We start from the raw sequence: 14,356 nt of genomic DNA on the forward strand, positions 1-14,356 counted from the left end.
GCGTCATGGCCGAATACACCCCCCCCGGCACCCGCTGGTTGCATCTTCCCTCACCGTTTCCGATGAAGCGCGGCGGTGCGCTGGTTAGCGCCCGCATGGCTTATGAAACCTGGGGTCAGCTCGACGCAGGCAAGAGCAATGCAGTGCTCGTTCTCACCGGCATGTCCCCCGATGCCCACGCCGCCAGCAGCGCCGAGAATCCAGCGCCGGGCTGGTGGGAATGGATGATCGGCCCCGGCAAGCCGATCGACACCAACCGTTGGTTCGTCATCTGCGTCAATGCGCTTGGCAGCTGCAAAGGCAGCACCGGGCCTGCCTCAGTGAACCCCAGCACGGGCGACCTCTACCGGCTCGACTTCCCCGATCTTTCCATCGAAGACGGCGCAGACGCGGCCGCCGCCGTTGTACATGCGCTTGGCATCGAACAACTGGCCTGCGTGGTGGGCAACTCGATGGGCGGCATGACCGCGCTCTCCCTGCTTGCGCGCCACCCAGCCATTGCCCGCAGCCATATCAATATCTGCGGAGCCGCGCGCGCCCTGCCGTTTTCGATTGCCATTCGCTCGCTACAGCGCGAAGCCATTCGCCTTGATCCACATTGGAATAATGGCCAGTACAGCGAAGAAGACTATCCGGAAAACGGTATGCGCATGGCGCGCAAACTGGGGGTGATTACTTACCGCTCAGCATTGGAATGGGATGGACGCTTTGGCCGCGTGCGGCTAGATTCCGAACGCCGCGACGACGATGAGCCCTTCGGCATGGAGTTCGAGGTCGAAAGTTACCTCGAAGCCCATGCCCGCCGCTTCGTGCACCGCTACGACCCCAATACCTATCTTTATCTCAGCCGCTCGATGGATTGGTTCGACCTTGGTGAGCCCCATGCAGGCGACACGCTTACCGGGCTTGCCACCATCCACGGCGTGCAGCGCGCGCTCGTTATTGGCGTTAAAACCGACATCCTATTTCCCATCCAGCAGCAGGAGGAAATCGCCGCGGGCCTGCGCAACGCTGGATGCGATACACGCTTTCTCCCCATGCCGTCCCCACAGGGCCACGACGCCTTCTTAGTGGACGAAGAACGCTTCGCTCCCGCCGTCGCCGGGTTCCTGCGCGTACTCCCAAATGAAAATTTCATTACAGAAATGGTGGCGTAATCCAAACTTCCCGCTATACTAGCCAGCTTCCACGCCGAAGTGGCGGAATCGGTAGACGCAGCGGACTCAAAATCCGCCGCCCTTAAAAGCGTGTGGGTTCGAGTCCCACCTTCGGCACCAAGTTTTACTAACGGGTTCGCAGCAATGCGAGCCCGTTTTTTATGCATTGACGAATTTATTACAGCTCCCTTGAGTTAGTATCGGGACGAAGCTGAATAAGCACTTGAATGAAGCAATCCTGCCGTCAATGTCAACACCCCGGTTTCTTGCTGGGTTTGCTTGGTCAACTACTGATCAAGTCGTTGTTGTTGCTGCTCATAAGTACCTGCGCATATGCCGCGGGTACCTCGCCCAAGCTGGTGGACTATTCCCACCGCGTTTGGACCGCGCACGACGGGCTTCCGCACAACACTATTTTGAGCATCGCCCAAACCCAAGAAGGCTATTTGTGGCTCGCCACTTGGGAGGGGCTCGCGCGGTATAACGGCAGTACCTTCAAAGTATTCGACCGCAATAGCCAGCCCGCGCTTCGCGATAGCGCAACAGTGGTTTTACATACAGGCCAAAAAGGCGTGCTTTGGTTTGCCGATACGCGCGGCAACCTAGGCCGCTGGAGCCCCGGCAATCAGATTCGCTATTGGGGCAAACCAGAAGGCCTCCCCGACGCAGGAATCGACGGCATTTTTGAAGCCGCAAATGGCGATGTTTGGATCACCTTCAATGGCCTCGGCTTGGGACGGCTCACCCCCACGGCAAGCCAATTTAAACTCATCCAGCCGCAAAACCATACGCAAAACTTTGTTGGCATCCGCCCAACCTTAGATCGTACAGGTCGCCTATGGGTCGGCAGCCTGCAAGGGCTTTTATACGTGGAAGGCAATAAGCTGCTGCCCGCACCGGCTGCATTTAATCTCCCCACCGGCGTTGCATGGCCATACCAAGCACCGGATGGAACAATTTGGATCGTTGCAGGAAACCAGCTCTATCAATTGAACGATACCCGGCTTCAACATATCCACACGCTTCCTCCGGAGCTACGCGTTACCGCGCTCTTGCAAGACCACTACGGCGCGCTCTGGTTGGGCACGGAGAACCGAGGCATTTTGCGCCTAAGCGAACACGGCCTTGAAACAGTGGGCGCCAAGATGGGGCTACCCGAAGGGCGTATCGCCAGCCTGATCGAAGATCAAGAACACAATGTTTGGGCGGCCACCAATGGCGGCTTGTATCGCCTGCGCGAAGCGCTGTTCAGTACGGTTGGCCTGCAGACTGGGCTAAGCAATGCCTTTGTCCGCACGCTTGCGGAAGACGCCCAGCACACCTTATGGCTGGGTGGCAGCGGCGGCCTAGATGCCATGAACCCTGTTGGCAGCATCCGCCACATCCCACTCCAGCCCAGCACGGACAAGCAAGGTGATGTTTCCGTTTTGTCTCTTCTTGCCGATGGCCACACGCTCTGGGTGGGCACCTATGGGGATGGCTTATACGAGCTTCGCAACGGCGTTTCGGTACGTCGCTACGGCCGCCGAGACGGGCTGTTAAGCAACCACGTGCGCGCATTGGCAAGGGCGGCCGACGGCAGCCTCTGGATCGGCACGCGGCAGGGCGTATTTCAACTGCGCGACGGGGTGATTCAATCACTGAACACGCCCGGCATGCCAAGCACGCTCATTCACGCCCTACTCGATAGCGGCAGGGCACTTTGGATCGGTGCGCAGTCGGGGCTATACCGCTACGCAGACGGAAGTGCCTCCAAAATTCCGCTGGGTGATGCAGGTGAACCCATCCGTGCGCTTGCGCTCTACCTCAACCCCACGAATCGTGCGCTATGGGTTAGCAGCGATCGCGGGCTATGGCGCCTGCTTAATCAAAAGATTAGCCATATCGGTATTGAACAAGGGCTTCCCATCGATGCCGTGTTCCAAATGGCGCAAGACAACGACGGTTCTGCGTGGATCGGTAGCAATCGTGGCGTTTTGCGCCTGAGCTATCTGCAACTGCGTGAAGTAGCCAATGGCACCGCGCCGCGCATCAATGCTGAAGTGTTCGACAACCGCGACGGCATGAGCAACGCGCAAGTCAACGGCGGCGCAGGCACCAGCACATTGCTCACGCACGATGGCCGCGTCTGGTTTGCCACAGCCGAAGGCGCAGCCTCTGTACAGCCGCAGCGGCTCCTCCACTACCGCACCCAGTCGGCACCTGCGACGGTGGTAGAAGGGCTGCTGGTGGACGGCACCGATACCCCTATCCCCGAGCAAGGCAGCGTCAATCTACCCGCTGGGACGCGCCGTATTGCGATTACGTGGGCGGGCCTGAACTTTGTTTCACCGCAAAGCATCCGCTATCGCACGCAGCTTGAAGGCTACGACAACGCATGGACCGCGCGCGGCAACCAACACTTAGCCGAATTTACTGCACTTGGGCCAGGCCACTATACCTTTAGGGTAGAAGCATCGATCGGCGATCACGGCAGCATGGGGCAAGCCGCTGTGCTGCACTTTCAAATTGAACCGTTCTGGTGGCAACGCACAACGGTACAAGCCATCGCCTTGCTTGTTTTACTGCTCGCCATTTGGTTTATCTATCGTCTGCGCATGCGCAGTTATCACCGCAACGCAGAACGGCTTGAACTGCTCGTTGGCGAGCGCACATCCGACCTACAGCGGCAAACGCTTGCGCTGCAGCACGCCAATGAAGAAAAGAGCACGCTTGCCGAACGCCTGCGCGAACAAGCTGAGCTTTTTGAGCGCCAAGCCTACCAAGATGCACTCACAGGGCTACCCAACCGCCGCGCATTCGACACGGTGCTGGCCCGCGAATTTGCCAATGCTCACCGCAACAACCAACCACTTTGTTTTGTTGCACTCGATATCGACCACTTCAAGCGCATTAACGACACCTACTCGCACGCCATCGGCGATCTTGTATTGAAAACCGTTGGCCAGTTGTTGCAAAACGTCGCGCGCGAATCGGATTTTGCCGCCCGCGTGGGGGGCGAAGAATTTGCGGTTCTACTAAACGATGATCGCATTGAAGACGCGCAAACAATGTGCGAACGCCTGCGCGAAAATTTCCACGCCACCCAGAACTGGGCTGATATTGAAGGGCTTCAGGTTACATTTAGCGCCGGACTTGTGCGCCTAAGTACTGGTGATGCAAACCCACAACAGCTTATGGACCGCGCCGATGCCGCGCTCTATCAAGCCAAACGTGATGGCCGCGATCGTATCTGCACGGCATAAGCGCCTCTACGTGCAGTCAACCAAAGATCCGCGCTAGAATAGCGAATCATGAAAAAAGAACTCGAAACTCTGCTGCGTAAAAACCACGACTGGGCAGAACGCGTCACGCTCGAACATCCTGATTTTTTCGAGCAACTCTCTAAGCAGCAAGCACCTAAGTACCTTTGGATCGGTTGCTCCGATTCACGCGTACCGGCGAACCAAGTCATTGATCTTGTTCCGGGCGAAGTATTCGTACACCGCAACATCGCCAATGTAATGGTGCACACCGACCTCAATTGCATGTCCACCATCCAATTTGCCGTGGACGTGCTCAAGGTGCGGCATATCTTGGTGGTAGGCCATTACGGTTGCGGCGGCGTCGGTGCAGCTCTGCACGGTACAAGGTTAGGCCTTGCCGACAACTGGATCCGCCACGTTGGCGATGTGAAGCAAAAGCACTCTGATCTACTGAACGCTTTGCCAGAAGACCAGCGCCATGACGCACTGTGTGAGCTCAATGCCATTGATCAAGCCTCGAACGTTTGCGTGTCCACCATCATTAGCGATGCTTGGGCGCGCGGGCAGCAGCTCGCCATCCACGGCTGGGTGTATAGCCTGAAAGACGGCATCGTGCGCGAGCTCGCAATGGACGTCGATTCCCCCGAGACATTGAGATCGGTATATACCAATGCGATTGCAGAAGTCGGCAAACGCCGTGGAATTACTCTTTAATCACCTTTAAGTCTCCATTTACAGAGACAAAAAAAGCGGGCGCAAGGCCCGCTTTTTTATGCTTGAAGGAAAGAGCGCTTACGCGCCCTCGCCCTCGGTCACAGCCTTGATCGACAGGCGGATGCGGCCCTGCTTGTCCACTTCCAGCACCTTGACCTTGACCAGATCACCTTCCTTCAGCACATCGGAGACCTTCTCCACACGTTCGCTGGAGATCTGCGACACGTGTACCAGACCATCCTTACCCGGTGCGATGGTGACGAACGCGCCGAAGTCCATGATCTTGGCAACCTTGCCCTCGTAGATGCGGCCCGGTTCAACGTCGGAGGTGATCTGTTCGATGCGCTGCTTCGCGGCTTGGCCAGCAGCAGCATTGACCGAGGCAACGGTAATCGTACCGTCGTCTTGGATATCGATCTGGGTGCCGGTTTCCTTGGTGATCGCTTGGATCACCGAACCGCCCTTGCCGATCACTTCACGGATCTTGTCGGGGTGGATCTTGATGGTGATCAGACGCGGCGCGTAATCCGACAATTCCGGACGCGCTTCGGTGATGGCCTTGGACATTTCACCAAGGATATGCAGACGACCCTGCTTGGCCTGCGCCAGCGCGGTCTTCATGATTTCTTCGGTGATCCCTTGGATCTTGATATCCATCTGCAGCGCGGTGATGCCGTGGTCGGAACCGGCCACCTTGAAATCCATATCGCCGAGGTGATCTTCGTCACCCAAGATGTCCGACAGCACCACATAGTTACTGTCTTCCTTCACCAGACCCATGGCGATACCAGCCACCGGGCGCTTCAGCGGCACACCGGCGTCCATCAGGGCGAGCGAGCTGCCGCAGACCGAGGCCATCGACGAAGAACCGTTCGACTCGGTGATTTCCGATACCACGCGAATGGTGTACGGGAAGGCTTCCATCCCCGGCATCATGGCCAGCACGCCGCGCTTAGCAAGACGACCGTGGCCGATTTCGCGACGCTTCGGCGCGCCAAAGCGGCCAGTTTCACCCACCGAATAGGGCGGGAAGTTGTAATGGAACAGGAAGTGTTCTTTCCACTCGCCCGCCACGTCATCCATGATCTGGCCGTCGCGCGCGGTACCCAGCGTGGTGATCACCAGCGCCTGGGTTTCGCCACGGGTGAACAGCGCCGAACCGTGCACGCGCGGCAGCACGCCCACCTTGCAGCTGATCGCACGCACGTCCGACAGCGCACGGCCGTCGATACGCACCTTGGTGGACAGCACCGAGTCGCGCAGAGTGTGGTATTCCAGCTCGCCAAATTCTTTGGCAAGTTCCGCCGAGGCCCAGCCTTCGGCTTCCGCACGGCCCGCCAGTGTTTCCATCACGTCTTTCTTGATCGCCGAGATGGCGTCGCGGCGCTGCAGCTTGTCGCGCACTTGGAACGCTTCGGCCAGCTTGCTGCCCACAGCTTCCTTCAGCGCAGCGATCAGCGCTACGTTCTTTTCCGGAGCCTGCCAGGTGCTGGCGGGGGTATTGGCTTCTGCTACCAATTCGTTGATGGCTTGAATGGCCTTTTGCATTTCGCGGTGACCAAACACCACCGCGCCCAGCATCACGTCTTCCGACAGTTCCTTGGCTTCCGATTCCACCATCAGCACGGCGCTCGCGGTACCGGCAACAACGAGCTCTAGCTCGGAGTCTTTCAGCTCGGTCACGCTCGGGTTGAGGATGTATTGGCCGTTCTTGTAGCCCACCTTGGCCGCACCGATGGGGCCCTGGAAGGGCGTGCCGCACAGCGCCAACGCAGCCGAAGCGCCGATCAGCGCAGGAACGTCGCCCTCAATTTCCGGGTTCAGCGACATCAACGTGGCGATGATCTGCACTTCGTTTTTGTAGTCTTCCGGGAACAGCGGGCGGATCGGGCGGTCGATCAGGCGGCTGATCAGGGTTTCCTTCTCGGTTGCGCGGCCTTCGCGCTTGAAGAAACCACCCGGGATGCGGCCACCGGCGTAGAACTTTTCTTGGTAATCGACAGTCAGCGGGAAGAAGTCTTGACCTTCACGCGCCGACTTCGCGGCAACGGCGGTGACCAGCACTTCGGTGCCATCAACCTTGACCAGCACTGCGCCGCCAGCCTGACGGGCGATTTCGCCGGTTTCGAGGGTGACCTGATGGTTGCCGTATTGGAAGGTTTTACTAATCTTTGCCACGATGGAATCCTTGATGTCTGGTGCGCTAACGCAGGCAAGCCCCGCTTGCTGCGCTGCATCGCTCGTCACGATGCGAAATGCGGCTAGGCCGCGCCGATAAAATTTTCAGGTACTTCTAAAACGAACCGCGGCGCATCGCTGCGCCGCGGTGGGTAGATCGATTAACGACGCAGGCCAAGTTTGCCAATCAGCGCCTTATAGCGCTCTGCGTCTTTCTTGTGCAGATAGTCGAGCAGGCTGCGGCGGCGGTTGACCATCATCAGCAGACCACGACGGCTGTGGTGATCCTGCTTATGCGCCTTGAAATGCTCGGTGAGCTGTTCGATGCGGGCGGTCAGCAGAGCGACCTGCACTTCCGGCGAACCGGTGTCGTTGTCGCCGCGCTTGTGTTCGTTAATAACTTTTTGTGTATCGATGGACATGCTGTGCCTCGTAGTCGCATAACCGGCAGGAACGAAGAAACGCCTCGCACCGCCCGGTTCGCCGGGGTGATAAAAAATTGAATGTGCTCAAATGAGCAGCGGAATTATAACGCGACTCTGCCAAGACGGGCAACGCACCTGGGTGTTGCCTATTCAGGCTGCGGGCGAAACATCCGCGCCGGGCGCAAGCCGCCATCGGCATCGACCTCGCCAAGACCCAGACCACGGCCGTGCTCATCCAGTATCGCCACCTGCTGGCCCAGTGGCGAATAAGGCCCGCGCAGCCCTTGCCCGTGACACAAACGCTGCGCTTGAACAGTGTTCACACGCACTTCTGGCCACGACGCCATGCCCGCTTCAATCGGCAGCAGGCAGGCTTCTAGTACGCGCTCCCCAGCCTGTTCGCGCAGCGCTTCTAATGCGTCTAATGTCCACATCCTAGGCTCGCGAAATGGGTCCACCCACAGCCTACGCAGCTCCGCGACGTGCGCGCCGCAGCCAAGCAGTTCACCGAGATCACGCACAAGGCTGCGCACATACGTGCCTGAGCCACATTCCACATGCAAGCGCAATTGCGGAACATCACCATCGAGCAGGTCGGCCGCGTTGAGCAAATCGAAGCGGTGCACTTCAATCTCGCGTGCGTCCACTTCAATCACTTCACCGCGTCGCGCTTTTAGGTACAGCGGCTCGCCGCCGCGCTTGAGCGCAGAATAAATCGGCGGGCGCTGCTGGATGCGCCCAGTGAGTTGGCGCAGCGCAGCGTCGATCATATCGATCGTTAACGCCGCCACAGGCCGTTCACGCAACACCTGCCCTTCGGCGTCGTCGGTATCGGTCACAACGCCCAAGCGTGCGACTGTTTCATACGCTTTGCGCGCACCGAGCAGCCCACCCGCAATTTTGGTGGCCTCACCAAAACACACGGGAAGTAAGCCTGTAGCAAGCGGATCAAGGCTGCCGGTATGGCCGCCTTTTTCAGCGCGAAATAAATGGCGCACGCGCTGCAAGGCTTGGTTAGACGACAAGCCTTGTGGTTTGTCGAGCAGCAGCAAACCGTCTAAGCGACGAAAGACAGTACGCGAACGACGCTCGCGCGAATTATTCGTCTTGGCCACGGGGGCGCAGATCGTCGAGATCACGCAGCAAATTATCGATACGTTCGCCGCGATCCACCGACTCATCGTAGTGGAAGTGCAGCTCCGGCACGTGCCGCAGCTTGACTGCACGCGCCAACTGGTAGCGAATCTCCGGTGCCAGTGCTTTAAGCGCCTTCACTGTTTCTGCCGCACGCTCAGACTGCAGCACGGTGACGAACACTTTGGCATGCGCCATGTCGCGGGTCACTTCAACGTCGGACACACTGGACGAAGCCAAGCCGTGCTCGCGCACGAACGCATGTACCAACGTACCCAGCTCACGACGGAGCTGGGCAGAAACGCGGTCGGTGCGATGAAAAGATTTTTGTGCCATAGCCTCACCCACGCCTTACAGCGTGCGCTGCACCTCGATACGCTCGAAGCACTCGATCTTATCGCCGGGCTTCACTTGATCGTAGCCCTTCACGCCAATGCCGCACTCGGTGCCGTTGCGCACTTCGTCCACATTGTCTTGGAAGCGGCGCAGCGAATCGAGTTCGCCCGAGAAGATCACGGTGTCGTCGCGCAGCACGCGGATCGGCTTGCCCTTGCGGATCACGCCTTCCACCACCACCGAGCCAGCAATCGAGCCAAACTTGGAATGACGGAACACCTGCTGCACTTCGGCGGTACCGATAATTTCTTCGCGCACTTCCTTGCCCAGCACGCCCGACGCAATTTGCTTCACCTGATCGATCACGTCATAGATGATCGAGAAGTAGCGAAGATCAATGCCGTTGTTTTCGATCAACTTACGCGCCGAGGCATCGGCACGCACGTTGAAGCCGATCACCGCCGCCTTCGACGTTGCCGCCAGCTGTGCATCGGATTCGGTGATGCCACCCACGCCCGAGCCAATCACGTTGATCTTGATCTGATCGTTCGACAGGCCCGTGAGTGCTTCACGCAGGGCCTGCATGGTGCCGTGCACGTCGGCCTTCACCACCAAGTTCAGGCTGAGCTGGCTTGCACCATCGCCCATCTGCGCCAAGATGTCTTCCATGCGGTTGCCTGCCGATGCAACAAGGCGCAGCTCACGGCGCTTGGTATCACGCTGCTGGGCCACATCTTTGGCGAGGCGTTCATCGGCCACCACCACGAAATCGTCGCCCGCTTCCGGCACACCGGACAGACCAAGGATCTGCACAGGAATCGACGGGCCAGCCGACTGCACTTGGCTGCCCGTTTCATCAAACAGCGCACGCACGCGGCCATACTGAATGCCGCAGACAAGATAGTCGCCCTTGTTGAGCTCGCCTTGCTGCACCAGCACCGTAGCCACCGGGCCACGGCCCTTATCGAGTGCCGATTCAATGACCACACCCGTGGCGCGGCCTTCCGGCACTGCCTTGAGGTCGAGCACTTCGGCCTGCAGCAAGATCGCATCCAGTAGGTCGTCAACACCTTGACCCGTTTTCGCCGACAGCTCCACCATCTGCACGTCGCCACCGAAATCTTCGGACACCACTTCGTGCGCCAGCAGGTCACTCTTCACGCGTGACGGATCGGCATCGGCTTTATCAATTTTGTTGATCGCCACGATCAACGGAACCTTCGCCACCTTGGCGTGCTGAATGGCTTCCACCGTCTGCGGCATCACACCGTCATCGGCGGCCACCACCAACACCACGATGTCGGTGAGCTTGGCACCACGCTGACGCATTTGGGTAAACGCGGCGTGACCGGGGGTATCGAGGAAACTCACCACACCCTTCGGCGTTTCAACATGGTACGCACCGATGTGCTGAGTAATGCCACCGGCTTCACCCGGCGCCACCTTGGTGCGGCGAATGTAGTCGAGCAGCGAGGTTTTACCGTGGTCAACGTGACCCATGATGGTCACTACCGGCGGACGCACCGTCAAATCGCCCTGTACTTCTTCAGTCAAAGCCAGCAATTCGGACTCGGCGTCGTTGGCTTCTGCTGCAACCGCCTTATGGCCCAGTTCTTCGGTAACCAGCACCGCGGTATCGTGGTCGATGGTTTGGGTGATGGTCACCATCACGCCCATCTTGAACAGCGCCTTGACCACATCGCCGCCCTTTACCGCAAGCTTCTGCGCAAGATCGGCCACGGTGATCGCATCACCGATCGCCACTTCACGCACCACAGGATCCACTGGCTTATTGAAGCCAGTACCCGTGCGCGACTGATCCATTGCGCGCTTGCCCGGCTTCGCCTTGCCGCGCGCACCACCGCCACCACGGCGCGAACGATCGCCGTCGTTTAAATGCAGCTTGCCAGCAAAACGCGAGGCGCTATCACTTTCTTCCGCCCCCGATTGCATTGAGTGCGAACCACGGTGCGGCTTCGGCTTCGCCGCTGTACTGGAGCGCTCGGCCTCACGTACAGGTGCTGCGGGTTTCGCATGGCCATGCCCGTGCGATTTCGTTTTGCTTGCTGCAGCGGCCTCCAGTTTCACCTCGGCCTCAACCTCGGCTTCTACGACCTGCTCTGCGGCCTTTGCGGCTTCACGTGCTTCCGCCTCTTGTTCAAGACGACGCTTTTCGGCCTGTGCTTCAGCACGCACACGGTCTTTTTCTGCGAGCTCTTGCTGCTCGGCTAAATTGCGCGCGCGCGATTCTTCAAGCTTACGCAGCGCATCGGCGCGCTCAGCATCCAGCCTTTCAGCGGTGCTTAAACCACCCGCCTTACCAGCGCCCGGTTTAAGCGTGATTTTCTTACGCGTGGTCACCTCAACCGTGCTGCTACCGCGCCCGCTCTTACCCGCTGCGCCAACCGTAATTTCCTGTTTGCGGCTGCGATTCAGAACGATTTTACCCGGCGCGATTGCTTCGTCTGGGCTGCTCTCGGCTTTCCCGTGCGCACGACGCAAAAAGCCGTGTAGCTTGAGCTTTTCAGCACTCGTGATGACCTGATCTGGACCACTGAACTTCATGCCGGCCTCAGCCAGCTGCTCGAGCAGTTTATCGACCGGTGTATTCACCAGTTCGGCCAGCTTGCGGATGGTAGTTTGCTGCGACATTCGATTTCGTTGTCCTAGGCCATCTTGGAAGATGGCCAACATATGTGAATTGTAGGAAGACGGGTTTATTCAAACCAATGCTTACGCGCTTCCATAATCAGCGCGGCGGCACGTTCTTCGCCCATGTCTTCAATATCGGCGATTTCGTCCGTCGCCATTTCGGCCAAATCTTCACGCGTGCAAACGCCGCGCTCGGCCAGCGCATAGGCGGTTGCTTCGTTCATACCTGCCAGCTCCAGAAGGTCTGCTGCGGGCTGGCGATCTTCCAAGCCTTCCTCTGCGGCCAGCGCATCGTTTAGCAAGGCATCGCGCGCGCGCGAACGCAGTTCTTCCACAACGTCTTCGTCGAAACCGTCCACTGCCAGCAGTTCGGCCACCGGCACATACGCGATTTCTTCAACAGTGGAGAAGCCTTCACCCACCAAGATACCGGCGATTTCATCGTCCACTTCCAGCTTGTCGACGAACAGCTTACGCGCCGCGCCCTGCTCGGCTTCAGACTTCGCCTGCACTTGGTCTGCGGTCATTACGTTGAGCTGCCAGCCGGTCAGACGGCTAGCAAGACGCACGTTCTGGCCGCCGCGACCGATGGCCTTGGCAAGATTTTCTTCAGCCACCGCCAGATCCATTGCATGCTTGTCTTCATCGACGATGATCGACTGCACTTCCGCCGGGGCCATCGCGTTGATCACGAACTGCGCCGGGTTATCGCTCCATAGCACGATGTCCACGCGCTCGCCGTTCAACTCATTTGTGACCGCCTGTACGCGCGAACCGCGCATACCAATGCAGGCACCGATCGGATCGGTGCGGTTATCGTGCGCCAGCACCGCGATTTTGGCGCGGTCACCCGGATCGCGGGCACAGGCCATGATCGACACCAAGCCTTGGCCCACTTCTGGCACTTCCAGCTTAAACAGCTCCATCATGAACTCAGGCGCGGCGCGGCTGATAAACAGCTGCGGGCCGCGCTGTTCGGAGCGCACGTCAAACAGGTAGCCGCGCACACGGTCGCCGGTGCGTAGCACGTCACGCGGGATGCCCTTATCTTTCGCAATGATGGCTTCGGCGTTGCCGCCGAGGTCCACATAAATATTGCCGCGCTCAACGCGTTTCACCACGCCTGTTACCAGCTCGCCCACGCGGTCTTTCCACGCGTCCACCACCTGCTGACGCTCGGCCTCGCGCACGCGCTGCACGATCACCTGTTTGGCGGCCTGCGCAGCAATGCGCCCAAACCCGGGGTTTTCAATTTGTTCTTCGATATAGTCGCCCACTTCCACTTCGTCGCTATCGTCCAGTGCGTCCATCAGGCGCAACTGGCGATCCGGAGATTCCATCACTACATCGTCGGCCACCACTTCCCAACGGCGGAACGTTTCGTAACTACCGTCCTTGGGGTCGATCTGCACGCGCACCAACACGTCTTGGTCGATGTAGCGTTTCTTTGCCGCCGAGGCGAGCGCCGCTTCAATGGCTTCCAGAATCACCGACTCCGGCACACCCTTCTCGGCAGCTACCGCATCGACAACTAGCAACAGTTCCTTGCTCATACCGCTTACTCCGCATCAGGCGACTGCTCGGCCGCCGTCTTGGTGGTGGGATTTTTTTTGGACGCAGGTGTTTTACCCGCAGGTTTTTTCTGCTTGCCCGGCCGCGCATCGCGCCCGGATTTGTCTTGTGCTGGCGCTAGCCCCAAAGCCACCCAATCGGGCACCAGCTTGGCTTTGTCGATATTGGCGGCATCCACAACGAACTCGACGCCGTCAATCGCAAACACAATTTGATTGTTGTCAACGCGCGCAATGGCGCCTTGAAAGCGGCGACGTCCGTCTTGCGGCAGCTTCAGCGTCACTTTGGCCGATTCACCAACAAAGCGCGCAAATTGCACTGCGCCAAATAGTGGGCGATCAAGACCGGGTGATGAAACTTCGAGTGTGTAATTGCTGGTAATCGGGTCTTCGACATCGAGCTGGGCCGAGACTTCACGGCTCACCGCTTCACAATCTTCGATGCCCACCGAGCGCGCATCGGCTTCAGCCGGCGGCACATCGATATACAGACGCAAGGTGGCGCCACCCGGGGCGGGCAGGTATTCAATACCCAACAACTCAAGCCCAAGTGATGACACCGTGGGCGCGAGCAGTGCGGCGATTTCGTCAGCCTTATCTGTCACGTCTTGCCTACTTAAAAAGAAAAAGTGCGAACACCTAAAACGAAAAAAGGCCCAAAGGGCCCTGTTCCAATAAAGCTGGAGTGTGGGTTTCTAAAGTTCCGAAAACCACGAGCCCGAATCGATCCGCGTTACTGCCCACGGCAGCCGCTGCATTATCGATAAGGCAGCGAAGGCAATTTTCGCAAAATGCCTCCACTGAAGGCGCGAAGAGTACTGTATTTACAGGATAAATGCAATATCGATACGCCAGCGCCCCAGCCTACTCCTCTGGCTTTAGCACGAAGTCGGCAAGCCACAAATCACCAGAAACCGTTTGCGCAGCGCCGCCTGACACTGGAT

At 58.6% G+C, this 14,356-nt stretch carries 10 protein-coding genes and 1 tRNA gene; 4 read left to right on the forward strand and 7 right to left on the reverse strand.

The window, feature by feature from the left end:
* Positions 1-5 precede the first annotated feature (5 nt).
* From KUL77_RS10565 to can, 4 genes are all read left to right on the forward strand, one after another.
* Positions 6-1,157 carry a homoserine O-acetyltransferase gene (locus KUL77_RS10565; RefSeq protein WP_297146784.1) on the forward strand — a complete coding sequence of 384 codons (1,152 nt, stop codon included), beginning with the start codon at positions 6-8 and terminating at the stop codon, positions 1,155-1,157.
* Positions 1,158-1,190: 33 nt separating this feature from the next.
* A tRNA-Leu gene (locus KUL77_RS10570) sits at positions 1,191-1,277 on the forward strand.
* A 107-nt stretch (positions 1,278-1,384) separates the two neighbouring features.
* Complete coding sequence (locus KUL77_RS10575; RefSeq protein WP_297146787.1) at positions 1,385-4,402, forward strand: ligand-binding sensor domain-containing diguanylate cyclase; 3,018 nt, start codon at positions 1,385-1,387, stop codon at positions 4,400-4,402.
* A 48-nt stretch (positions 4,403-4,450) separates the two neighbouring features.
* A complete protein-coding gene (gene can / locus KUL77_RS10580; protein ID WP_297146789.1) occupies positions 4,451-5,116 on the forward strand; it encodes a carbonate dehydratase in 666 nt (221 codons plus the stop codon).
* 78 nt (positions 5,117-5,194) lie between these two features.
* Here can and pnp read toward each other — a convergent pair whose 3' ends face one another.
* The 7 genes from pnp to rimP all read right to left on the reverse strand — a co-directional run bounded on the left by pnp (position 5,195) and on the right by rimP (position 14,017).
* Complete coding sequence (gene pnp, locus KUL77_RS10585) at positions 5,195-7,294, reverse strand: polyribonucleotide nucleotidyltransferase (protein ID WP_297146814.1); 2,100 nt, start codon at positions 7,292-7,294, stop codon at positions 5,195-5,197.
* Positions 7,295-7,455: 161 nt separating this feature from the next.
* On the reverse strand, positions 7,456-7,716 hold the full coding sequence (gene rpsO / locus KUL77_RS10590; RefSeq protein WP_297146792.1) for a 30S ribosomal protein S15: 261 nt from the start codon (positions 7,714-7,716) through the stop codon (positions 7,456-7,458).
* 149 nt (positions 7,717-7,865) lie between these two features.
* On the reverse strand, positions 7,866-8,834 hold the full coding sequence (gene truB / locus KUL77_RS10595; protein ID WP_297146817.1) for a tRNA pseudouridine(55) synthase TruB: 969 nt from the start codon (positions 8,832-8,834) through the stop codon (positions 7,866-7,868).
* Complete coding sequence (rbfA, locus tag KUL77_RS10600) at positions 8,818-9,189, reverse strand: 30S ribosome-binding factor RbfA (RefSeq protein ID WP_297146795.1); 372 nt, start codon at positions 9,187-9,189, stop codon at positions 8,818-8,820. Before rbfA ends, truB begins: the two co-directional genes overlap by 17 nt.
* Before the next feature lie 15 nt (positions 9,190-9,204).
* Positions 9,205-11,841, reverse strand: coding sequence for a translation initiation factor IF-2 (gene infB / locus KUL77_RS10605; protein ID WP_297146798.1), 2,637 nt, complete (start codon positions 11,839-11,841; stop codon positions 9,205-9,207).
* Between the two features lie 65 nt (positions 11,842-11,906).
* Positions 11,907-13,394 carry a transcription termination factor NusA gene (nusA, locus tag KUL77_RS10610; RefSeq protein ID WP_297146801.1) on the reverse strand — a complete coding sequence of 496 codons (1,488 nt, stop codon included), beginning with the start codon at positions 13,392-13,394 and terminating at the stop codon, positions 11,907-11,909.
* A 5-nt stretch (positions 13,395-13,399) separates the two neighbouring features.
* Positions 13,400-14,017, reverse strand: a complete 618-nt coding sequence (gene rimP / locus KUL77_RS10615) for a ribosome maturation factor RimP (RefSeq protein ID WP_297146803.1) — start codon at positions 14,015-14,017, stop codon at positions 13,400-13,402.
* Positions 14,018-14,356 lie beyond the last annotated feature (339 nt).

The sequence above is a fragment of the Thermomonas sp. genome, from assembly GCF_019104945.1.
Lineage (GTDB): Bacteria > Pseudomonadota > Gammaproteobacteria > Xanthomonadales > Xanthomonadaceae > Thermomonas.